Annotated in this window: 21 protein-coding genes and 1 tRNA gene; 8 read left to right on the top strand and 14 right to left on the bottom strand. The window is 61.2% G+C overall.

The genetic code is table 11. The features are described 5' to 3' along the window. Positions 1 to 125 precede the first annotated feature (125 nt). The 3 genes from I6E51_RS07525 to I6E51_RS07515 all read right to left on the bottom strand — a co-directional run bounded on the left by I6E51_RS07525 (position 126) and on the right by I6E51_RS07515 (position 2,281). Entirely contained in the window at positions 126 to 1,529 is a 1,404-nt protein-coding gene (locus tag I6E51_RS07525) for an aminotransferase class V-fold PLP-dependent enzyme (RefSeq protein WP_197109868.1), read from the bottom strand. Between the two features lie 127 nt (positions 1,530 to 1,656). Continuing rightward, positions 1,657 to 1,729: transfer RNA gene (locus I6E51_RS07520), tRNA-Val, on the bottom strand. Between the two features lie 81 nt (positions 1,730 to 1,810). Beyond that, entirely contained in the window at positions 1,811 to 2,281 is a 471-nt protein-coding gene (locus I6E51_RS07515; RefSeq protein WP_197105772.1) for a redoxin domain-containing protein, read from the bottom strand. Between the two features lie 179 nt (positions 2,282 to 2,460). Between I6E51_RS07515 and aceE the strand changes: the two genes are divergently transcribed. The 6 genes from aceE to I6E51_RS07485 all read left to right on the top strand — a co-directional run bounded on the left by aceE (position 2,461) and on the right by I6E51_RS07485 (position 10,068). Next, positions 2,461 to 5,187 carry a pyruvate dehydrogenase (acetyl-transferring), homodimeric type gene (aceE, locus tag I6E51_RS07510; RefSeq protein WP_197105773.1) on the top strand — a complete coding sequence of 909 codons (2,727 nt, stop codon included), beginning with the start codon at positions 2,461 to 2,463 and terminating at the stop codon, positions 5,185 to 5,187. A gap of 51 nt (positions 5,188 to 5,238) precedes the next feature. Continuing rightward, entirely contained in the window at positions 5,239 to 6,387 is a 1,149-nt protein-coding gene (locus I6E51_RS07505) for a CdaR family transcriptional regulator (protein ID WP_231599685.1), read from the top strand. Between the two features lie 93 nt (positions 6,388 to 6,480). Continuing rightward, complete coding sequence (locus I6E51_RS07500) at positions 6,481 to 7,401, top strand: ACP S-malonyltransferase (RefSeq protein WP_197109867.1); 921 nt, start codon at positions 6,481 to 6,483, stop codon at positions 7,399 to 7,401. Then, entirely contained in the window at positions 7,398 to 8,402 is a 1,005-nt protein-coding gene (locus tag I6E51_RS07495) for a beta-ketoacyl-ACP synthase III (protein ID WP_197105775.1), read from the top strand. The genes I6E51_RS07500 and I6E51_RS07495 overlap by 4 nt, the downstream gene beginning before the upstream one ends. Positions 8,403 to 8,470: 68 nt before the next feature. Continuing rightward, on the top strand, positions 8,471 to 8,719 hold the full coding sequence (locus tag I6E51_RS07490) for an acyl carrier protein (protein ID WP_010202791.1): 249 nt from the start codon (positions 8,471 to 8,473) through the stop codon (positions 8,717 to 8,719). Between the two features lie 113 nt (positions 8,720 to 8,832). Next, on the top strand, positions 8,833 to 10,068 hold the full coding sequence (locus I6E51_RS07485; protein ID WP_197105776.1) for a beta-ketoacyl synthase: 1,236 nt from the start codon (positions 8,833 to 8,835) through the stop codon (positions 10,066 to 10,068). Between the two features lie 130 nt (positions 10,069 to 10,198). On the opposite strand, the gene I6E51_RS07480 is transcribed toward I6E51_RS07485, so the two are convergent. The 8 genes from I6E51_RS07480 to I6E51_RS07445 form a co-directional block, all read right to left on the bottom strand. Continuing rightward, positions 10,199 to 10,936 carry an SDR family oxidoreductase gene (locus tag I6E51_RS07480; protein ID WP_197105777.1) on the bottom strand — a complete coding sequence of 246 codons (738 nt, stop codon included), beginning with the start codon at positions 10,934 to 10,936 and terminating at the stop codon, positions 10,199 to 10,201. 203 nt (positions 10,937 to 11,139) lie between these two features. Further along, a complete protein-coding gene (locus I6E51_RS07475; RefSeq protein ID WP_197109866.1) occupies positions 11,140 to 11,295 on the bottom strand; it encodes a hypothetical protein in 156 nt (51 codons plus the stop codon). 2 nt (positions 11,296 to 11,297) lie between these two features. Further along, complete coding sequence (locus I6E51_RS07470; protein WP_197105778.1) at positions 11,298 to 11,801, bottom strand: DUF3145 domain-containing protein; 504 nt, start codon at positions 11,799 to 11,801, stop codon at positions 11,298 to 11,300. A gap of 195 nt (positions 11,802 to 11,996) precedes the next feature. Continuing rightward, positions 11,997 to 12,839 (bottom strand): ABC transporter ATP-binding protein, encoded by an 843-nt coding sequence (locus I6E51_RS07465; RefSeq protein WP_197105779.1) that lies wholly within the window; start codon positions 12,837 to 12,839, stop codon positions 11,997 to 11,999. After that, positions 12,836 to 13,690, bottom strand: a complete 855-nt coding sequence (locus tag I6E51_RS07460; protein ID WP_197109865.1) for an ABC transporter ATP-binding protein — start codon at positions 13,688 to 13,690, stop codon at positions 12,836 to 12,838. The genes I6E51_RS07465 and I6E51_RS07460 overlap by 4 nt, the downstream gene beginning before the upstream one ends. Continuing rightward, complete coding sequence (locus tag I6E51_RS07455; RefSeq protein ID WP_197105781.1) at positions 13,687 to 14,541, bottom strand: ABC transporter permease; 855 nt, start codon at positions 14,539 to 14,541, stop codon at positions 13,687 to 13,689. The genes I6E51_RS07460 and I6E51_RS07455 overlap by 4 nt, the downstream gene beginning before the upstream one ends. Then, entirely contained in the window at positions 14,538 to 15,599 is a 1,062-nt protein-coding gene (locus tag I6E51_RS07450) for an ABC transporter permease (protein WP_197105782.1), read from the bottom strand. The genes I6E51_RS07455 and I6E51_RS07450 overlap by 4 nt, the downstream gene beginning before the upstream one ends. Positions 15,600 to 15,613: 14 nt before the next feature. Continuing rightward, entirely contained in the window at positions 15,614 to 17,176 is a 1,563-nt protein-coding gene (locus tag I6E51_RS07445; protein WP_197105783.1) for an ABC transporter substrate-binding protein, read from the bottom strand. A gap of 113 nt (positions 17,177 to 17,289) precedes the next feature. Between I6E51_RS07445 and I6E51_RS07440 the strand changes: the two genes are divergently transcribed. Then, positions 17,290 to 17,898 (top strand): Lrp/AsnC family transcriptional regulator, encoded by a 609-nt coding sequence (locus I6E51_RS07440; RefSeq protein ID WP_307783862.1) that lies wholly within the window; start codon positions 17,290 to 17,292, stop codon positions 17,896 to 17,898. Between the two features lie 4 nt (positions 17,899 to 17,902). On the opposite strand, the gene I6E51_RS07435 is transcribed toward I6E51_RS07440, so the two are convergent. After that, positions 17,903 to 18,652 (bottom strand): hypothetical protein, encoded by a 750-nt coding sequence (locus I6E51_RS07435; protein ID WP_307783861.1) that lies wholly within the window; start codon positions 18,650 to 18,652, stop codon positions 17,903 to 17,905. Positions 18,653 to 18,927: 275 nt separating this feature from the next. Between I6E51_RS07435 and I6E51_RS07430 the strand changes: the two genes are divergently transcribed. Further along, a complete protein-coding gene (locus tag I6E51_RS07430; protein ID WP_197109864.1) occupies positions 18,928 to 19,566 on the top strand; it encodes a PadR family transcriptional regulator in 639 nt (212 codons plus the stop codon). A gap of 50 nt (positions 19,567 to 19,616) precedes the next feature. Here the strand turns inward: I6E51_RS07430 and I6E51_RS07425 are convergent, their stop codons facing one another. Beyond that, entirely contained in the window at positions 19,617 to 21,299 is a 1,683-nt protein-coding gene (locus I6E51_RS07425) for a bifunctional 3'-5' exonuclease/DNA polymerase (protein ID WP_197109863.1), read from the bottom strand. Between the two features lie 125 nt (positions 21,300 to 21,424). Then, positions 21,425 to 23,044: a malate synthase A gene (gene aceB / locus I6E51_RS07420; RefSeq protein ID WP_231599684.1), complete on the bottom strand. Its 1,620-nt coding sequence runs from the start codon at positions 23,042 to 23,044 to the stop codon at positions 21,425 to 21,427. Between the last annotated feature and the right edge of the window lie 13 nt (positions 23,045 to 23,057).

The raw sequence follows: 23,057 nt of genomic DNA, 5'->3' as shown, positions 1-23,057 counted from the left end.
CCGAGCCGTACTCAGAACAGATAGTGCAACAAATATGAGGGATAGACCGATCAACGAGAGTGAACAAAGCGCCTGCACGCTCACCGGCCCGTTCGATCCAGAGCGCGCTCACCGGCGCTACTAGATCATTGGATGCCGCGACTTCGCTCGGCACTGTAGACCTCAAGAATTGCGGCAGCGCTGAGATCAATATCTCGTTCGGTCGTCGCCCAATTGGTGACCGAGACTCGCATTGCCGCGTGCCCGTTCCACGTTGTGCCGCTGACCCAGCAGGTGCCTTCCGCTTGCACGCCAGCAACGACCGCACGAGTGACGTCGTCAGAATCGGCAAACCGCACGAGCGCTTGGTTGAGCACAACCTCGTTGAGCACGTCTACACCGTCTTCACGTTGGAGAGTCGACGCCATGTGGCGAACACGCCTGCAGCTACGCGCGATCAGGTCGTCGACGCCCTTGCGGCCCAGCGTGCGCAATGTGGCATAAATCGGTATCGCTCTGGCCCGCCGTGAGAGTTCTGGAACCCAATCGATTGCGTCGCGCTCAGCCCCTGAGGTCTGGATGAGATAGGCCGCTGATGCGCTCATCGCCGCACGGTGGTCGGCCGCGTGCTTCACAATCGCGACGCCACTGTCGTAGGGGACGTTCAACCACTTATGGGCGTCGGTGGACCATGAATCTGCGTTCTCAATGCCGTCGACGAGGGGCGCTAGCTCAGCGCTGGCGCGGGCCCAGAGACCGAACGCCCCATCGACGTGGAGCCACGCATCCGCCTCGTTGGCAATCTCGGCGATCTCGCGCAGAGGATCGCACGCACCGCTATTGACGTTTCCGGCTTGAGCACAAATGATCACGGGGCCACGCACGGTGGCGAGCGCGTCGCGCAGGCTGTCCGCGCGCATCCGGCCTTGGTCATCGGCGTCGACGGTCACGAGCGAACGCGTGCCAAATCCGAGGTACCGCAATGCCACATCGATCGTCACGTGAGCCGCGGCGCTGACCACGACAGTTACTCGCGGCGCACCCGCGAGTCCGTCGAGTTCGACATCCCAACCGGCTCGCCTCAACACGTTGTGACGGGCTGCCGCAAGGCACGTGAAGTTCGCCATTTGTCCGCCTGTAACGAAGCCGACCGAGGCGTCATCCGGCAAACCGAACAGGTCAAGCAGCCACTCAGCGGCGACCTCCTCGACGGCAGCAGCAAAAGGAGATATCGCGTGGATGCCCGCATTCTGGTCCCACGTCGACACCAGCCAATCGGCGGCAAGAGCAACAGGGTGGGCGCCGCCGATGACGAAACCGAAATACCGCGGAGCGCCGCAGTCGGTCATCCCTGTTTCCGCTTGGTCAGCGAGGAGATCGATCACGGCATGGTCGTCGTGCCCGAGCGTCGACAGTGGTTCGTGCAGCGCCGCCATCATCTCGTCGCGCCCCGCGCGCGCACCGACATGGCGAGCAGCCAGGCTCTGAAGATAGCGCTGGGAATGGTCGTGCGCGCGCTCGAGCACAGAATCTGAGACGTCATTCGACATGGAGCTCCACCTCGTCAGGTTGGGACCGCATCGACCGGACTGCCGCGGGTCGTGCAGGGAGCATAGCGCCGAATGTGCGCAGGAAACGAAGAAAACCCCCGTCAGTGACGGGGGTTTTCTGTTGCGGTGGGCCCTACCGGGATCGAACCGATGACATCCACGGTGTAAACGTGGCGCTCTACCAGCTGAGCTAAAGGCCCGCAGCGACGCAATGCGAAGCAGCGCTCGATAATGTTACACGGGATTTTGGTGCCGGTTGCGCACCCACCACAAAACCGTGACTACCGGTCGGACGAAAGCTGTTCGATTGCCCGTTCGTAGTCAGCAAATAGGCGGGGTTCGCCGAGCTTGGAACTAATAACATCCCGCACGATTCCGGCTTTATCGATGAGGAAACTGGTGCGGCTCGCAAAACCTTTGTCGTGAAGGAATACGCCGAAAGCTTGCGCAGTCGCCCCGTGAGGCCAAAAGTCAGAAAGCAACGAGAGACGGATGCCATCAGCCTCTGACCATGCCCGCAAAGTGGCCGTCGAATCCGCAGAAATCACGACGATTTCGACCCCGGCGCTGGCTGCAACGTCGTGCCACTCATTGAGCTGAGTTACCTCGTCGGTACACACGGGAGAAAACGCGAGGGGGATGAAAACGACGAGTACCGCTCGTCGTGAAAGCAGTTCCTGCCCGCTGACTGTCTGTCCGTGCTGATTGCGAAGCTCAAAGTCGGGCGCAATTGCCCCTCGCGTGATGGTCATACGAAACCTTCCCCCAGAAAACCGTCCGAATTCCCCACAATTACAGGAGAAATTGGCCCGGTTCGAATCTTGCCGCATTCGACAACTAGAATCGATGGGCGTAGTCGATCCCATCACATCCGTAACCCGGTAGTGCCTCGACTCGCACGACTCTGTTCTCTACACGAAAGAGGTCAACGGTGACGGTAAACGACCAGGACCCATACTCGGTAACCAACACCGACAAGGACCCGGAGGAGACCGCCGAGTGGAACGAATCACTCGACTCCCTCGTTGCAGCACAAGGCCACGAGCGCGGTCGCGAGATCATGCTCAGCCTTCTCAAGCGTTCTAAAGACTTGCACCTTGGTGTGCCGATGGTTCCGACCACCGACTACATCAACACCATTGCAAAAGAAGATGAACCCGACTTCCCCGGTGACGAAAAGCTCGAGCGTCGTTACCGTGCGTGGATTCGCTGGAATGCCGCAATCACTGTGCACCGCGCGCAGCGCCCCGGCGTTGGCGTTGGCGGCCACATCTCGACGTACGCGTCATCTGCCGCTCTCTACGAAGTAGGACACAACCACTTCTTCCGTGGTGCAGACCACGAATCTGGCGGAGACCAAATCTTCTACCAGGGCCACGCCTCCCCCGGTATGTATGCTCGCGCCTTCCTCGAAGGTCGCATGAGCGAAGACCAGCTGAAGGGCTTCCGTCAAGAGAAGTCGCAGGCACCGAATGGCATCTCGAGCTACCCGCACCCGCGCCTCATGCCGGAGTTTTGGCAGTTCCCCACCGTGTCAATGGGTCTTGGCCCGATCAATGCGATCTATCAGGCCCAGAACAACAAGTACATCAGCAACCGTGGCATCAAGGATGTGTCTGACAAGCAGGTCTGGGCATTCCTCGGCGACGGCGAGATGGACGAGGTCGAAAGCCGTGGAGCCCTGCAGTGGGCAGCCAACGAGAAGCTCGACAACCTCAACTTCGTCATCAACTGCAACCTCCAGCGTCTCGACGGCCCGGTTCGCGGTAACGGCAAGATCATCCAGGAGCTCGAGAGCTTCTTCCGCGGTGCCGGCTGGAACGTCATCAAGGTTGTCTGGGGCCGCGAGTGGGATGACTTGCTCGCCAACGACTCAGAGGGCGCGCTGCGCGACCTCATGAACCAAACCCCCGACGGCGACTACCAGACCTACAAAGCAGAGTCTGGCGCCTACGTTCGCGAGAACTTCTTCGGCCGCGACCCCCGCACGCTCAAGATGGTTGAACACCTCTCGGACGACGACGTGTGGAACCTCAAGCGTGGTGGTCACGACTACCGCAAGGTTTACGCCGCCTTCAAGGCAGCGAGTGAGCACAAGGGCCAGCCAACCGTCATTCTCGCGAAGACGGTCAAGGGCTACGGCCTCGGTCCCAGCTTCGAGGGCCGCAACGCGACCCACCAGATGAAGAAGCTCACGCTCGACAACCTCAAGAAGTTCCGCGACGAAATGCACATCCCGATTACGGATGCCGCGCTCGAAGCAGATCCGTACCAGCCCCCGTTCTATCACCCCGGTGAAGACGATGAGGCCATTCAGTACATGCAAGAGCGCCGCCGCGAGCTTGGCGGCTACGTACCTGAGCGTCGCACCAAGTACACGCAGCTTGAGCTTCCCGAAGCAAAAACCTATGACGTCGTCAAAAAGGGCTCCGGCAAGCAGGAGATCGCCACCACCATGGCTTTCGCCCGTCTCCTCAAGGACCTCCTGCGCGACAAGTCCATCGGTAACCGCATTGTGCCGATCATCCCGGATGAGGCGCGCACGTTCGGCATGGACGCGTACTTCCCCACGGCGAAGATCTACAACCCGGCCGGGCAGCACTACACCTCGGTAGACCGCGAGCAATTGCTGGCCTACAAGGAAAGCCCGCAGGGCCAGATCGTGCACGTCGGTATCAACGAAGCAGGAGCATTTGCTGCGTTCACCGCCGTCGGCACCTCGTACGCCACCAACGGTGAGCCCCTCATCCCGGTCTACGTTTTCTACTCGATGTTCGGGTTCCAGCGCACCGGCGATGCCATGTGGGCTGCTGGCGACCAGATGGCCCGTGGTTTCATCATGGGTGCCACCGCCGGTCGCACGACGCTGACGGGTGAGGGACTGCAGCACGCTGACGGACACTCGATCCTGTTGGCATCCACCAACCCTGCGGTCATCAGCTATGACGCTGCGTTCGGTTACGAGCTCGGCCACATTGTGCGCGCGGGTATCGAGCGGATGTACGGCGGCAAGCACGAAGATCCCAACGTCATGTATTACCTGACCCTGTACAACGAGCCTCACGTTCAGCCTGCTGAGCCGGAGAACTTCGATGTCGAGGGTGCGCTCAAGGGCATTTACCACCTGTCGTCGCCGACGATCACCGGCCCCAAGGCTCAGCTGATGGCATCCGGTGTCGCTGTGCCGTGGGCGCTCGAGGCCCAGCAGCTTCTGGCTTCGGACTGGGGAGTCGCCGCTGACGTCTGGTCGGTCACGTCCTGGACCGAGCTTCGTCGCGATGGACTTGCTGCTGAAGAGCACAACTTCCTCTACCCCAACGAAGAACCTCACGTTCCCTACGTCACGACTAAGCTCGCGGACGCCAAGGGCCCGTTTGTTGCGGTCACCGACTTCATGCACGCGGTCCCCGATCAGATCCGGGCTTTTGTTCCCGGTGAGTTCGCGACTTTGGGTGCTGATGACTTCGGCTTCTCCGACACGCGAGCTGCTGCACGCCGCTTCTTCAAGATCGACAGCCACTCGTTGGTTGTTCGCACCTTGGAGATGCTCGTGAAGCGCGGCGAGATGGATCCTGCTGTTCCGGCTCAAGCAATTGAGAAGTACAGCCTCCACGACGTCAACGAAGGCACCACCGGTTCTGCCGGCGGCGAAAGCTAGGTCGCAACCATTCCCCCGGTACAGAAAACTAAGGCGCAGACGCTCGCCTGGTTGCGAGTCATCACGGGCGAACTTTCGACAGCAACGCTGAAGCGACTTGAGGACACGCTGCCCTGGTATAGCGAAATGCCACCAGGGCGGCGTTCCGCTGTCGGTTTAGTTGCTCAGGCCGGCATCACGAGTTTTATTAGCTGGTTTGAAGACCCCACGACGACGCCGTGGATTGCGGCGGATGTGTTTGGTGCTGCCCCTCGCGAGCTACTACGTTCCGTTTCGCTCCAGCAAACGCTTCAACTCATCCGCATCGCTGTTGAAGTAGTTGAGGCGCGTGTCAAAGCGGATGACGACGTATTGCGGGAAGCGATCCTGTTGTACTCCCGCGAAATCGCGTTTGCCTCGGCAGATGTGTACGCCCGCGCTGCGGAAGCTCGCGGACTGTGGGATGCCCGACTCGAGGCACTCGTTGTCGACTCGATCCTGAGCGGCGAGTATGACAACGAACTCCCGAGTCGTATCGCCGCCCTGGGGTGGAATGGTCACGGCGAGGTGTGTGTACTCGTCGGCACCTCCCCCCGCCAGCTCGACGTCGATCAGCTTCGGCGAACAGCTCGTCATCTTGATGCTGATGTTCTCATTGGCGTGCAAGGCAGTCGTCTCGTGCTCGTAATTGGTCGTGCGGCCCCCCGTTCTGAAAAAGCGGAAGATGCTGAGCCCCTGCCGTTCATTACCATCGCCGAACAGCTCGAGCCGGGATTCGGGAGCGGCCACCTTGTGCTCGGGCCAGAAGTGCCGAGCTTGGTCGATGCCTCCAAGAGCGCAAAAGCTGCTCTTGCCGGCTTTGCGGTAGCTCGGTCCTGGCGCAATGCTCCTCGACCGACGCTCGCCAACGACCTGCTGCCGGAGCGTGCGTTCGCCGGTGATCCGTTGGCACGCTCGACCCTCATCAACAAGATCTACAAGCCACTTCAGGCACACTCGACCGATCTGCTCACCACACTGTGGTGTTATCTCGATAATGGGCGCTCTCTTGAAGCGACTGCTCGTGAGCTCTTTGTGCACCCGAACACGGTGCGCTATCGCTTGAAGCGGGTCAGCGAGGTCATTGGCTGGGATGCCACTGGCGCGCGCGAAGCGTTGATTTTGCAGGCGGCTCTCATCGTGGGCTCAATTTCTGACCCTGAGCCGGGCCGCGCCCGCTAGCACCCTCGCTTTTGGCGATTTCACACAACGATCCCTCCAAGCTTTGGTGGGGTTATCCAAGCGATTCCGACGAAAGATTGGCAGACTAGCTAAGTGATTGTTGTAGTAGCGCCCGGACAGGGCTCCCAGACCCCCGGGTTTCTTGAGCCATGGCTCGAAGATTCCTCTCTGCGCGACCAGCTCGGCGCGATCTCTGACGCCGCCGGCATCGATCTGATTGCCCACGGAACCACGTCGGATGCCGACACCATCCGTGACACCGCAGTGGCTCAGCCGCTCATCGTTGCCGCTGGCCTACTCACGTTGAGCGCGCTGACAGCGGGCGACCGCCGCAAGCACATCGGTGCTGTCGCTGGACATTCGGTCGGAGAAATCACCGCCGCTGCGGCATCCGGAATCCTCTCCGAAAGCGACGCGATGCGCTTCGTCGTCGAGCGTGGCTCGGCAATGGCTTCCGCCGCCGCCCTCGAATCCACGGGTATGTCCGCCGTCATCGGCGGAGACGAAGAGGCACTGCTCGAAAGCCTTGCCGAGCTGGGGCTTCAACCAGCCAACTTCAACGGCGGTGGACAGATTGTTGTTGCCGGCGCCCTCGATGCTCTCGCGAAACTGTCCGAAGAACCCCTCAAGGGCACGCGGGTTATTCCGCTTCAGGTCGCCGGCGCGTTCCACACTCGCTACATGCAGCCGGCCGTCGCTCACCTCGAGACGTTTGCCGCGGGACTCACTGCAAACGATCCGACGTTACCGATCTACACCAACCGTGACGGTTCGCTCATCGAGAGCGGCTCACACTTCGTCGATCTCCTCGTTGGTCAGGTGTCATCGCCGGTTCGATGGGATCTCACGATGAATTCCCTGGCGGATGCCGGAGTCACCGGAATTATTGAACTTGCGCCCGCTGGCGCTCTTGTTGGCCTCGCCAAGCGCGGACTCCGGGGCATCCCGGCCGTCGCTGTGAAGACACCTGATGATTTATCCGCAGCATTTGACCTGATGGAGGCCAACGCATGACCGCACCCACCCTCACCCAGTCCGCCGGGTCACAGTTCACCAAGATTTACAGTTATGGCGCCGCCCGCGGCGACCTGATTGTGGACAACAATCAGCTCGTTGAAGCGATCGACTCGAGCGATGAGTGGATCCAGCAGCGCACGGGCATGATCACCCGCCGTCGCGCGTCAGCGGGCATCCTCGCGGTCGATCTCGCCACGGATGCCGCTCGCGAAGCGATTGAGAAGTCTGGCGTTAACCCGTCGGAGATCGACCTTGTCATTATCGCGACGATCAGCAACGTTCTGCAGACGCCGTCGATGTCCGCTGTTGTCGCCGATCGTGTGGGAGCCAACCCTGCCGCGGCGTACGACGTGAACGCTGCCTGCGCTGGCTTCAGCTACGCGGTCACTCAGGCTGATGCTTTGATCCGCGCGGGCGCAGCAAAATACGCCCTCGTGATCGGCGCCGAGAAGCTCTCTGACATTGTCGATCCCACCGACCGCAGCATCTCGTTCCTTCTGGCTGATGGCGCCGGTGCTGTTGTTATCGGCCCGAGCGACACCCCCGGTATCTCGGCTCCGGTCTGGGGCTCAGACGGCTCGAAGGCTGACGCGATCAAGATGAACGCGACGCTCGTCGACTTCCGCGAAGGCGAAGCCGCGTGGCCGACGCTCCGCCAAGAGGGTCAGACAGTCTTCCGTTGGGCTGTCTGGGACATGGCAAAGGTAGCGAAGGAAGCACTGGATGTCGCGGGGATCACCGCAGACGACCTCGCTGCGTTCATCCCCCACCAGGCCAACATGCGCATCATCGACGAGTTCGCAAAGCAGCTGAAGCTGCCCGAGTCTGTCGTGATTGCTCGCGATGTTGCCGACATGGGCAACTCGTCTGCGGCATCCATTCCGCTCGCGACTCACCGTCTGCTCGAAGAGAACCCCGAATTGAGTGGCGGCCTCGCCCTTCAAATCGGTTTCGGTGCCGGGCTCGTCTTCGGCGCGCAAGTAATCGTTCTGCCGTAGTACCCCTCAGAATCACTGCTGCTGGCCTACACTGGCTAACGGTCAATTTACATCCCAAGGAGAAAAACATGGCACTGTCCACTGAAGAAGTTATGGCCGGATTGGCTGAGCTCATCAACGACGAGACCGGCATTGCGACCGACACCGTTGAAATGGGCAAGTCGTTCACCGATGACCTCGACATCGACTCCATCTCGATGATGACGATCGTTGTCAACGCAGAAGAAAAGTTCGACGTCAAGATCCCCGACGAAGAGGTAAAGAACCTCAAGACCGTCGGTGACGCAGTGAGCTTCATCACCAACGCTCAGGCGTAACACCCGCTCGACGTGGACGGCCAACCGCACTCACTGCGGTTGGCCTCCGCGCAGCACTCCAGGAGTCTGCCGTTGGTGGGCTTTCTGAGCCATGCACTCAAAAGGAACGTGAAATGACCAAAAAGATCGTTGTCACCGGTATCGGTGCCACCACGCCCATCGGCGGAACCGCGACCGAGTCGTGGAACGCCCTTCTCGCTGGCGAATCCGGAGCCCGCTCTCTCGAGCAGGACTGGGTTGAAAAGTATTCTCTCCCCGTAACGTTTGCGGCGCAGGCAAAAGTGCGCCCAGAAGAGGTTTTGGAGCGCGTCGAGTACAAGCGACTCGATCCTTCCAGCCAGTTCGCCCTTATCTCGGCTCGTGAAGCCTGGGCGGATGCCGGCTCCCCCGACGTCGACCCTGAGCGTATCGGTGTCGACTATTCCACCGGAATCGGCGGACTCTGGACGCTTCTTGACGCCTGGGACACCCTGCGTGAAAAGGGCCCGCGTCGCGTTCTGCCCATGACTATCCCCATGCTCATGCCGAACGCTGCTGCGGCCGCGATCAGCATGGCTATCCCCTCGCGTGCCTACGCGCGCACTGACGTTTCCGCCTGTGCTTCCAGCACCGAGGCCCTCGCTAACGCCTACGCGCACCTGCAGGCCGGACTCGCGGATGTCGTCATTGCTGGTGGAACTGAAGCTGTCGTGCATCCTCTGCCGATCGCCGCCTTCGCGTCGATGCAAGCGCTCTCGAAGCGCAATGACGACCCGGCTACCGCCTCACGCCCCTACGACGTCTCCCGCGATGGTTTCGTTCTCGGCGAAGGAGCGGCGACGCTCGTTCTCGAGACTGAGGAGCACGCTCTCGCCCGTGGCGCTCGCATTTACGCTGAGCTCGCCGGTGGCGCTGTAACAAGCGACTCGTTCCACATCACCGCTCCCGACCCCGAGGGAACCGCCGCAGCACGCGCCGTGCGCGACGCCCTCGACGCCGCCGGAGCAACGCCAGAAGACGTTACCCACATCAACGCTCACGCCACGAGCACGCCCGTCGGCGACATTGCCGAGTACAAGGCGCTCCTGCGCATCTTCGGCGATCACCTGCCCAACATTCCCGTCTCGGCCACGAAGGGCGCCACAGGCCACCTTCTGGGCGGCACAGGAGCACTCGAGGCGATCTTCACGGTTCTCGCGCTCCACCACCGCACAGCGCCCCCGACGATCAACCTCACCAACCAAGACCCTGCGATCCCGCTGGATGTCGTCACGTCGCCTCGCGACCTCGGCGCCGGCCCGCAGCTGGCCATCAGCAACTCGTTCGGCTTCGGTGGACACAACGCTGTCGCCGCATTCCGCTCGGTCTAGCCACGGAGCCAGCTCGGCCGCTCTAGGGAATTGAGCCTTAACGAAGAATCGCCCGCCCGATCATTGATCGGGCGGGCGATTTCTCGTTGAGCGTCGTCAGTGCGTGCGCACGCTCCGTGAGGTTCGTGAGCTAGTTGACCGCACCGTCTCCGGCGAGAACACCACCGTCAATGATGAACTCAGAGCCGGTGGAGTAACTGGCGTCGTCGCTGGCCAGGAAGAGAACCATTTTGGTGACTTCTTCTGGCTCTCCGAGACGAGGGATCGGTGTGCTTGAGTCGTCGATCTCCAAGCCGTCGGTCATTGGAGTCCGGATGTTTCCCGGGTGGACCGAGTTGACCCGCACACCTTGGTGGCCGAGTTCCATCGCGACTGATTTCGTCAAACCGCGAAGGCCAAACTTGGAGGCAGTGTAGCCGTGGAGGGCGGCGAAGCCCTGCATTCCGGCCGTCGACGAGATATTCACGATCGAGGAGGTCTCGTTCTTGACCAGTTCCGGTGCCGCCGACTTGATGCCGAGGAAGGCGCCGGTGAGGTTGATCCCGATGATCAGCGACCAGTCCTTAGCGGTATAGGTGTCGAGGGTGCCGAAGTTCGCGATACCCGCGTTGTTGATCAGAACGTTGAGGCCACCAAAGGTGTCGACAGCCAGCTTCACTGCTGCAAGCCACTCCTCTTCGTTCGTGACATCGAGGTGGGCGTAAACGGCACTCTCGCCGAGTTCGTCTGCGAGAGTCTGACCCTCAGCATCCAAAACGTCAGTGATGACAACCTTGCCACCCTCCGCGACGATGGCGCGGCTGTGGGACTCGCCCATTCCGCGGGCACCACCGCTGATGAGAACTACTTTTCCGTCAAAACGAGACATGATGTTCCTTCCAAATCCTGAAATAGTTTCAGCCGGAAGAACAAGGTCCGAGGACCCGGGGACGGTCCGTTGTGGCAACCGTGCCCGAATACTTCCGGCCACACCTCAACGCTACGCCGTGAGTCTGCTGGGCGCGACCTGAACGGCACGCTCGCAGCGAACCATCAGTCACACACAGGTGCAGATGGATGCAGCGACAAGGTCTAAAGGATTGAACGGCACCCGTCGTGCAGAGTGCACTCGCCATCGAACGTCGAGTCGACGGAGTCGAGCACGAAATCCACGCAGTCGCGCCATTCGATGAGCGGAATCCGTGTGTCAGCCACTACCTCAGAGACAGTCGTACGTTCGGAAATCATCGTCAACCGACCTTATGAAGCCACACAACTGCAGAATCTTGACTGGCGTGACGGAACGACTCAAGTTCGTCATCCCATGCCTGCCCGAGAGCAAGACGGAGTTCACGGTGCAACTCGAAGGCATCGGACCCCGCAGCTTCCATGGCGTAACGGAGACGATCCTCGGGGATCACCATGTTGCCAACGCTGTCGGTCTGCGCGAAGAAAATGCCAAGGTCGGGAGTGTGCATCCAGCGGCCGCCGTCGGAACCTGGGCTGGGATCTTCGGTGACCTCGAACCGGAGGTGCTCCCACCCGCGCAATGCCGAAGCGAGCGTGGCGCCAGAACCCTGGGGGCCCTCCCAGTAGAACTCAGCACGCTGAGAACCCCTGAGCACGGGTTGATCGTCCCAGTTAAAGTTCACGGCACGTTCAAGAGCGCGACCAGCAGCCCACTCAATGTGTGGGCAGAGCGCGCGAGGAGCAGAGTGCACATAGAGCACTCCGCGAGCGTTTTGTGCAGTCACGATATCTCCGTTCCGTTGGATGCGACTTCCCCATCGACCCACGAACGGTGCCTGTGACGGCACATGGCTGTTAAATTGTGCGGCTAACCGCTTGGGGACATTATCCCCGAAGAATCCGCCAAAACACAAGCATGTAGTTACATTTACGGAATTTGGACGCGAACAGGCCCGCGCGAAAGCACGGGCAGCCGTGGATCAGGCGCGATTGAGGGCCTCAGGAAGCGTCATCCGCCACTCTTCTGGAGCCTCTGCAGCCGGAGCGGCAGGCAACGTGCCGGTGCCATCCGGTTCCGGGATCGCCGAGATGAGCGCTCGCGTGTACGGGTGCACTGGGTCATTCCAGATGAGATCCGAAACGCCAGATTCGACGATCTTTCCGCGATACATCACGACGGTGCGGTCGGCAATGAGCCGCACGATCGCGAGGTCGTGAGAAATGAAGAGCAACCCAGCGCCGGCATCGAGCGCGAGCTTGCGCATCATGTCAGCGACGGATGCCTGACTCGACGCATCCAGAGCAGAAATCGGTTCGTCGGCGACCAAGAGATCGGGGCGCGCAGCCAACGCACGTGCGATAGCAACGCGCTGACGTTGCCCGCCCGACAGTTCGTGAGCGTAGCGCGACACCATCTCGGTGGGAAGTCCGACGCGTTCGAGCCACTCTTCGGGCTGCGAGCCTTCATCGCCACGTTCAACGGCGGCGCGGATGCCCTCAGAAATCTGCTGACCGACGCGAACACGCGGGTTAAGCGACGAGTTCGGATCTTGAAAGACCATCTGGATCGAGGTGAACTGCGCACGACGACGACGCACTCCAAGCAAAGGAACCTCGGCACCACGGTAGGTCACCGCGCCAGCACGAGGCCGTTCCATGCCTACGACAGCGCGTGCGAGACTCGATTTGCCGCAACCGCTCTCCCCCACGAGTGCCAGCACTTCGCCGGGAGCAATCGTGAGCGACACTTCGTCGACAGCGCGCACTACGGTCGCGCCGTGGTACTCGATAACGAGGTCTGAAACCTCAAGTAATTCACTCATTCGCTTGCCTCCTCGAAGCCAGCAGCACCGGGAAGTGACGCAAGCAGCTCGCGCGTGTACGCGTGCTGCGGGTTTACGAAGATTTCGCTTCGCACATTCGACTCCACAATCTCGCCGTGACGCATCACCGCAATGTCATCGGCGATGGCGCTCATGACACCCAAGTCGTGGGTCACCAACAGCACGGCGAGTTGGCGCTCATCGGCCAAGTCACGCAGCAAGTGCAGGATGCCCGCCTGAACGGTCACGTCGAGCGCCGTTGTAGGTTCGTCGGCCAACAGCACGATCGGGTCGCAGGCCAGCGCAATCGCGATTGCGATCCTCTGACGCTGTCCACCCGAGAACTGGTGAGGATAGCGCGCAAGGGCTTCCGCAGGGTTCGGCACCCGCACGCGCTCGAGCAACTCGATAGCGTGTGCGCGAGCCTGTTTCTTCGACAGCTTGAGGTGACGAGTCACATGATCGGTCAGCTGCACGCCAACCGTGAGCTGCGGGTGCAAGCTCGACGAAGGGTCCTGGAAGATCATCGCGATGCGGCGACCACGAATCTCGTTCAGCTGACGATGAGTCATCCCGACGAGCTCGGTGTCGTTCAAGCGAATAGACCCGCCAACAACCGCATTGCTCGGCAACAAGCCCAACATCGCGAGCGACGTGACCGTCTTGCCCGAGCCCGACTCCCCCGCGAGACCCTGAATGCGTCCGGGGGTGAGTGCGAGGCTGATGCCTTTAACGATGGACTTCAGGTTCTTACGGGAGCCGATGCCGATGGTGAGGCCGTCAACCGTGAGCACCGGCGCAGTGACTGCCGCTTCGGCATCCGCAGTCTGAGGTGTTGTGATGTCGCTCATGACCGTGCCCCCGCTCGCGATACCTGGGAGGTGGGATCGAAAATGTCACGCAGCGAGTCGCCCACGAAGTTGAAGGCCATCACCACAGTGAGAATGGCGAGACCCGGGAACAACCCGATCCACCAGCTATCGAAGTTCTGGATGGCCGCGGAAATCATTGAGCCCCACTCGGCCGTTGGTGGCTGAGCGCCGAGACCCAAGAACGAGAGGCCGGAGAGCAACAGGATTGCCGTTCCCACATCGAGGCTCGCGAGAACAAGAATCGGACCAACCACGTTGGGGGCGATGTCGACGCGCAAGGTTTTGAATGGCGAGAAGCCCATGAGGCGCCCGGCCATGACGTAGTTCTGGGTTCGAAGCCCCAACACAATGCTCCGTGTCATTCGCGCATATTGCGGCCACGAGACAACAAAAGCTGCGATCACCGCATTGAAGAGCGACGGGCCAAGGGCTGCGGCAACGACCATCGCAAGGATGACCGTGGGAAACGCCATCACGAGGTCCGTCAGGCGCATCAGCAACTCGTCGACCCACTTGCCGAAGTAACCGGCGATCGCGCCGATGAGGGTTCCGACCGCGAGCGACATGAGCACAAGCATGAGGGCCAGCGGGATAGTGACGCTGGCACCGGTCATGAGGCGCGAGAAGATGTCGCGACCGAGAGCATCCGTGCCCATGAGGGTGTCGATGCCGGGAGCCTGCAGTCGAGGCAAATCTTGCGACAGCGGGTCGAACGGAACCCACAACCGGGCAGTGAAGGCAATGCCCACCCACGTGATGGCGATTACAGCGCCAATGACACCGAGCGGAGTGATCCACGCGGCAGGAATCTTTAGCCAACGCGTTCTCATGCGAGCCTCACCCTCGGGTCGAGTACACCGTAAAGCAGGTCGACGGCGAAGTTGATGGACAGGTAGACAACGCCGACGACGAGACCGACACCCATGACACCGGGCAGGTCGAGGCTCGTTGCCGAGTTGTAGGCGTAGCTGCCGAGGCCAGGCCAGGCGAACACTGCCTCAACAAGCACCGTGCCCGACAGGAGCGTTCCGAAGGCGAGACCGACGATAGTGAGGATAGGCAGCGATGCACCGCGCAACACGTAGCCGAAGAGCAAGCGCGAGCCGCTGAGCCCCTTGGCGCGGCCGGCACGAACATAGTCGGCATCCAGCACTTCGAGAACGGAGGTTCGCACGAAGCGCGTAAGAAGGCCGATTGTAAAGAGCGACAACACGAAGACCGGAAGCATGAGGTGAGCAAGCGCGTCAGTGAACGTGACCCACTGGCCGGCCAGCAGAGCGTCGGCCGTGTAGAAACCTGTCACTGTGGGCGGCGGTGCCAGAGCCGGCGAGAGCCGCCCCGAACCAGGCGCGATGCGCAACTGGAGGAAGAAGAAATTGAAGCTGACCAGTGCCATCCAGAATGTAGGGATGCTGAGGCCGATCAACGAAAAGACGCGAACAAGTTGGTCGCTGATTTTGCCGCGGCGGTAGGCCGCGAGCGAACCGAGAGCAACGCCGATGCCGAGGCTCACGATGATGGCCAGCAGTGCGATCTCCACAGTGGCAGGAACGGCCTTGGCCAGGTCGTCGGCCACAGGCTGGGTGGTACGCAACGAAATACCCATGTCGCCCTGGAACAGTCCACCAATGTAGTTGGCGTACTGAACAGGAAGCGGCTGATCAAGCCCGCGCTCCTTGATATAGGCCTCAACAGTGGCGGGGTTGCTCGCCGCCCCTTCACCGAGCGCTGCCGCAATGGGGTCACCCGGCACAAGGTTCGCGAGAGCGAACGTGACGATAGTGACTCCGAAGAGGAGCAGGACTGAGGTTCCGAGGCGACGAAGCAGGTACCCGACCAGAGGTGATCTGGCCGAGTACCTGCGAGTCGCGCGGGGTGTATTTCCCACGCTAGAGATTCTTTCTACTTAGCTTGCAGTTCAGCGATGTCCATCGTCCATGTGGAGTTGTAGGCAACTCCATCAATGTACGAGGCGGTCGCAATGTTCGAGCCAGGAACGATCAACGGAACGAACGGGCCACGCTGCTGCAGCGCTTCAGCGAAGTTGCTGAAGGCAGTCTCGCGCTCGTCGAAGTTCGTGGCGTTCTCTGCTGCTGCAGCGAGGTTCACAACGTCGCTGTCCTGCTCGGCAGTCCAACCAGCGCGCAGTCCGACCTTCTGTCCGGCCGAGAACGGCAGGAAGTTGGCCGAGTCGGCGTAGTCAGGGCCCCAGAACCAGATGCTGAAAGCTTCGGTTCCGTTGACGTAGCTGTCGATCTGAGTCGTGAACGGTGCCGGAGCGAGCTCGATGGTTATTCCAGCATCCGCAAGCTGCGACTGAATACGCTCAGCGAGCGGGGTGAAGCTCACGCCACCAACCGGGTAGTCGTTCGGGTACTCGAGGGTGATGCTCTCACCGTCGTAGCCGGATGCGTCGAGCGATGCTGCTGCAGCATCGAGGTCCTGCTCAACACCGCTCTCCAGCGCGCCGAGGAACGACGGCGGGATTACGCCAGTTGCCTGCTCGGAACCTGCACCAGCAAGCTCAAGGAGAGCCGGGTAGTCGAGGGCGTAGCGAACGGCGTTAGCGAAGTCGGGGTTGGAGGTAACTCCACCCACTTCTTCGCTCTGGTTGATCAGCAAGAAGATGGTCTGTGCCGACGGAGTCGAGAACACGTTGATGCCATCGCTCAAGCTGGCGACCTGGTCACCGCTGAGGTCAACGGCTACCTGCGAGTCATCGCCCTCAAGGTTGATCTTCTGGGTTGCAGCCTCAGAAACGTTACGGATGACAACGCGAGTGAAGTCGATGTCTTCATCACCGTTGTAGTTCTCGTTCTCGGTGAGCACTACCTGCGACTCGAAGTTGACCGTGTCGAGGATGTACGGACCGGAACCAGCCGACGTCTCGTTCAAGAATGCTTCAGCAGCATCCGAATCATCGGTCGTTCCACCGTTTTCAATAACGAGAGCGGAGTTCAGGATGGCGAGCGACGGGTTAGTCATGAGGGCGGGGAGCTTGAGCGACGGGGTCTCCGTGCTGAGCTCGACGGTCATGTCGTCGATCTTGGTGACGGTGATGCCGTTCATCAAGAAGTTCGCCTTGCTCTCGGTCATACCGGCGACGCGGTTGAGCGAGAAGACAACGTCGTCAGCAGTGATTGCTGAACCGTCGGAGAAGACGCGACCATCATTGAGCGTGAAGGTGAAGACTGTTGCGTCTTCGTTCGACTCATAGGAGGCGAGGCCATCAACGGGGGTCGACTCGTCGGAGCCGGCGAAGTCGAGGAGAGTCTCGTAGAGAGCCTTCGACACCATGTACCCGGTGGGCACGTAGTTGCGACCAGGGTCGCTGGTCTCGAGCGTGAAAGCGGTGTCAATAACGATGCTGTCGCTTGCTTCGGGTGCTGCTGCAGCGCAACCGGCGAGTGCCAGTGATGCAGTTAGCCCGAATGCGGCCGCTACGTAGCGGAACTTAGTGCGCAAAGGGAACTCCTTGGTGGTTATAGAACAGCCTCTGGACGGCTGTGCTTGAGATTGGCACAATTCCCGCTAGTCTGTCCAATCAAAGGCGCAATCATTCAGACCATGAGTTAAACATGAGGGAGATTTCACACAATATGTCCAGTAAAGGCACTAACGGCTCACCCACCACTGGACAATCTCCGTCGGAATTGGACGAGATCAACCTGAAGATATTGAGTGAACTCCGCTATAACGGACGAATATCAATGTCGGCTCTCGCAGAGAAGGTAAATGTCTCCCGCGCCAATGTGTACACGCGCGTTGAACAGCTGATGTCAGACGGCGTCATTACCGGCTTCAGCGCCCAAATTGATCCCGCTAAAGCGGGGCTCGGCATCTGCGCGCTCGTGTTTCTCTCGGTGCATCCGCAAACCTGGGCGAGCTTTCGCGACCGCATCACCAACATGACCGAAATCGAGTCCTGCCGCATCACGACGGGCGAACACGACGCAATGCTGTTGATTCGCGGACACGAGGTCGGCGCGATTCACGACTTCATCGTGGGCGTTCTCTCCGTGCTCCCCGAAGTGAAGTCACTCGAGACCGTGCTGGTACTCGATGAGGTCTTCCAACGGCCCTACCTGCTGCCCTCGGACCTGCCCGAGCGGCCGCAAGAGCCAGCACAGCTGGGCCTCACCCGCTTTACGCGGGCAGACCCCAACCGCGCGGGGCTCAACAACTAGCGCGCTAGACGACCTGAACGCACACGCTCTTGCCGGGCACGCCATCGAGCACGAACTCCTCGACGAGCTCAAGGCGACCATCGGCACGTGATCCGAGACTCGTGCTGCTGTCGCCCAGCAGGGTCGCGTCGCTCGCGATGACGTGGTGAACGAAGAACTCATCGAGCACACCGTCGCGGTAACGACCGACGCACCGACCAGCCGTCACGGTGTCACCGAAGTAGAAACCCCAGACAACGCCGGAGTTCTCGTCGAACTCGAACTGGGTTGGCTCGGCGCTGACAGTACTCGCCGTCGACTCTTCGAGGATGAAGGTGGTGCCGTCAAGCTGAGGACTGCTGCGCTGAGCAGGGTCAAGCTCTGGCCACGCGCCACGGCGATCTGCCTCGACGCAAATGCTGACCTGAGCTTCGCCATTTTTCTCGAACTCTTCGAACAGCTCAAGCTTGCCGTCGGCGTTCCAACGGATGGTGCTTGAGGCCATTCCGAGCACGACGTCGTCGCTTGCGGCCAGGCGGTGAGCAAAGCGAATCGACACAACATCGCCATCGCGACGACCGACGAAGCGCCCGAGAGCGACGGTGTCTCCGTAGTACTCACCCCAGACCATCTGGCCGTCTTGGTGATAGCGGAATCGCGTAGGAGAAGTCGTAGAGACGGCGCTTCCCGATGACGAGGTCAAGATGAATTCGCGATCGTTGATCGACTCAGGAACAGGCTGGGCCGCTGCGGCGGCTACGGGGGCATCACTCACGCAGATGAGTATGGGGCTACAAGTCGGTCTGCACGAAATCCGCGGCGAAGAGTCCAGTTCATCCAGCGCATACGGCGCGGGCGTGGACGTTCTGTCAGGAAATCCGCCGTGTTGGGCTCCGTTAATCCATCCTGAAATATCGGCCCCGATACCACAATGGCGGCGCTACTTCGGCTCGAAGAAACCGACACACCGGGCAGTAGCGGCCGAGCATCCACCCCGTCGCTATGGTCAATTACTACATACTCAGTATCGACTTACCCGGAAGGTCTGGCATGTCAATCCGCCACAGTTTGCTCTCAATCTTGGCGCAGGGCCCCTGCTACGGCTATCAGTTGCGTTCCGAATTCGACCGGCGAACCGGATCAACTTGGCCGCTCAATGTTGGGCAGATTTACAACACGCTCGACCGACTCGTGCGGGATGGCCTCGTGACGAAGACAAGCGCACCCGTTGACTCGGGACCTGATGCTACGCAACAGACCTACTACACGATTACGGACGCGGGGAAGGCCGAAGCCGAGCACTGGCTCAACAGCCCCGTCGACAGCTACTCCGTCAGTCGCGATGAACTCGCCATCAAACTCGCTATCGCCGTCACACTGCCCGGCGTTGACGCGCACACCGTGATCGAGCACCAGCGTCAGGCAACACGGGGCGCCATCGACGCTCTCTCGCTCACCGTTGAGGTACGGGAAGACGCTCTAGATGCCAGCCAATTTGCTGAGCAACTCGTCACCGATTCACTCTTCGCCCACGCCCAGGCCGAATTGCGCTGGCTTGACCACGTTGAGGCGGCACTGACGACCGCCCAATCACGTGGCCTCGTTGAAGCGTTTCCCCTGAACCTCACCAAGCCCAAAAGGGGTCGCCCGGCGACGGCTGCCCCGGCGAACGAAGCGGCGATCGCCTAACCGATCCGAACGATGCTTCCCGCTAGAATCTCGCGGCTGCGTGCGCGCCGCTATTTGGCGTGATCGTAGCGATCGACGATAGCGGTCGTGAGCGGGAATGTGACGGGGATGTCGCCAAATATGAGGCGCCCGGCATCCGCCGCCGCTGCGGTCACGTGCTCGGCGACGCTGTCTGCCAGCTCGGCCGGAGCGTGCACCACGACCTCATCGTGCAGGAAAAACACGAGATGTGGTGCGTCGGTAAGCCAGGCGTAATCCGAAAGCTGACTGAGTCGATTACGGATGCTCGCCATCCAGCAGAGCGCCCACTCTGCAGCGGTTCCCTGCACGATAAAGTTTCGCGTAAAGCGGCCCCACGACCGCCCCCGTTCTTGCGAGGCAGCTCGTTGCGCCGGAGACTGAGAGTCGTCATACGCTGCGGCATGTTTCCCCGGAGGTGAACTGCGGCCAAGTTGCGTGCTCACGACTTCGCCTCGCTCACCGGCTCGAGCTGCCTGCTCGACGAGAGCAATCGCCTGCGGGTAGGCCCGAGCGAGCCGCGGCATCAGTCGGCCGCTCTCCCCCGAGGTGGCACCATACATTGCGCCGAGCATCGCGAGTTTAGCGTGGGCGCGGGTGTCGACAGCTCCACTCGCCACGATGCCTTCGTAGAGATCACCGGATGCTCCGGCTGCGACCATTCCGCGGTCACCGGCCATCGCCGCCAGGATGCGAGGCTCGAGCTGAGACGCGTCCGCGACGACAAACTTCCACCCCGGATCGGCCCTGACCGCCCCGCGAATGAGATGCGGCAGCTGCAGGGCCCCACCGCCGCTGGTCGCCCAACGGCCGGTCACGACACCGCCGGGAACATAGTCGGGACGAAAGCGCCCGTCGACAACCCACGAGTCGAGCCACGACCATCCATTGGCCGTCATGAGACGTTGCAGCTTCTTGAACTCGAGAAGCGGTGCGATCACCGGATGCTTCAACTGTTTGAGCTCCCACGACCGGGTCGTGGTCGCCTGAATGCCTGCGACGCTCAACGCCCTCAGGAGTTCAGCGGGAGATTCCGGCGCCAATCGTGGCGAGTCGAGCCTGAGGCGGATCTCGTCGACGAGCGCTTGAAGCTTTGCTGGCCGCTCGCCGTCTACGCTCGGTCGCGGTCCGAGCATCTCGGTGAGAATTTCATCGTGGGCTTGGGCACTCCACGGGAGCCCAGCGAATCGCATCTCGGCGGCAATGAGCGCACCCGCCGACTCTGCCGAAAGAAGCCGTTGCAGCCGCCCGGTCTCGCGCGACGTTGCTACCGCATCGAGCTGCCGAAGAAATTCGGCCAGAACATCGAGCTCGCCATCAGCTACTGCCTGAGCGTCATCGTCGAAGTCGAACAGTGTTGAATGTTGCGGCCTGAGCGGATCCACGGGGGCCGCATGCCCAGCCTGAGCTAGGGCGTCCCAGCTGCCGGCTCGGGCCCGTGCCAGCGTGGATTCCCGGGTGAACACCGAATTGCGCAGAATGGCGTGACACAACCGCAGGTCGAAACAGCGATTGACGCGCACGCGAGCCTCGAGCAGCGACGGATACCACGCCGCCGTGTCATGCCACACCCACCGAGTGTCAGGCTGCGCAGCTTGCGTCTGCGCGACAAACGCCGCCAGATTCTCGACAGCGAGTTCGCCAACAACCGCTCCCGCAGCATCCACGCGTGTGGCGGTGAGGGTGCGGCCGCTAGTCGCGAGCACGAGGTACACGTGACTAGTCTGCCGTGCTGCGCCGACAGCGGCCGCTTATCTGCTCGCGCGAGTCACGGGCTAGCCGCGCTTTCGTGATCCTCATTGATCAGCCGAAAGTATCGCGCGGCTAGCCCATGGGCGCGTCAGGCGGCGTTCTCGCGGGGCTGTTCTACGAGGTAGCTGCTGTAGGCGCTGAGGGTGAGGAAGGTGGGGAACTCCTCTTCCAGCGTTACTTCGCGGAAGACCGCAGCGGCCTCATCGAAACGATCGCCTGGTGTGCGCTCGATCGTGGCGAACACGTGGGCGAGCTCCTCCTCGATGCTGCGGTGTGTGATGGGAGTGCCCTCCGCCGTCACCACGTGCTGGTGCATCCACTGCCAGAGTTGGCTGCGGCTGATCTCAGCGGTCGCGGCGTCCTCCATCAGGTTGTCGATCGCAGCGGCGCCGACTCCGCGGAGCCAGCTCTCGATGTAGCGCAGCGCAATGGAGACGTTGGAACGCACTCCGGCATCCGTCACTGCACCGTCGATGCGCAGGTCGAGCAGGTCCTCCGCCGTCACATGAACATCGTCGCGCAGGCGATCAACCTGGTTGGGGCGCTCCCCCAATACCGCATCGAACTCGGCGCGGGCGGTGGGGATGAGATCCGGATGCGCGACCCAGGTGCCATCGAAGCCATCGGTGGCCTCGCGGCGCTTGTCGCGCGTCACAGCGTCGAGGGCACGAGCGGTCACTTCAGGGTCTCGACGGTTCGGAATGAACGCGCTCATGCCGCCGATGGCATGTGCTCCCCGCTTGTGGCAGGTCGCAACGAGCAGCTCGGTATAGGCCCGCATGAACGGCACCGTCATCGTGATGGCGGAACGGTCAGGGAGCACAAAGCTCGCCCCACGACCGCGGAAGTTCTTGATGATCGAGAAGATGTAATCCCAGCGACCAGCATTGAGGCCAGCGCAGTGTTCGCGCAGCTCGTACAGGATCTCTTCCATCTCGAACGCCGCAGGAATCGTCTCGATCAGCACCGTCGCGCGAATCGTGCCGTGGGGAATGTTCAGAGCGTTTTCGGCGAACGTGAACACGTCATCCCACAGGCGCGCTTCAAGGTGATTCTCGATTTTGGCGATGTAAAAGTACGGGCCACTGCCGCGCTCGATGAGTTCGTGCGCGTTATGGAATATGTATAGCCCGAAGTCAACGAGCGAGCCGGATGCCGGCGTGCGCAACCCTGCCCGGTCGGTGTACCGGAGGTGCTTTTCTACCAGGTGCCACCCACGTGGTCGCATCACGATTGTGGGCGTCTCCTCGCCGAGAGCGTAGCTCTTGCCCTCGGGGGTCGTGAAGTCGATCTGACGACGGATCGCGTCGTGCAAATTGATTTGCCCACCGATGACGTTGTGCCACGTCGGGCTTGTCGCGTCTTCCTGATCGGCAAGCCATACCTTCGCACCCGAGTTCATGGCGTTGACGGTCATCTTGCGATCGGTCGGCCCGGTGATCTCAACCCGCCGGTCATCGAGTCCAGGACCTGCGCCGGCAACACGCCAGCTGTCGTCCTCGCGAATCGCCGCGGTTTCGGGCAAGAAGCGCAAGTTGCGTCCGTTGGTGATGTGCTTGCGCGACTCCATGCGAGCCGCGAGGCGGTCATGGCGGCGACCAGCGAACTGGTCGTGCAGCCGCGTAAGGAAATGCAGTGCATCCGGAGTGAGGATGTCGTCGAATCGTTCCTCCGATTCAGCGATCGGTTCCATTCTGCGAGTAGTCATTATCTGTCCTTAG

The sequence above is a fragment of the Salinibacterium sp. NSLL17 genome (assembly GCF_015864935.1).
In the GTDB taxonomy this organism is placed as follows: domain Bacteria; phylum Actinomycetota; class Actinomycetes; order Actinomycetales; family Microbacteriaceae; genus Rhodoglobus.
Note: the sequence above shows the minus strand (reverse complement) of the source record. Positions and strands in the feature narration are given on the sequence as shown.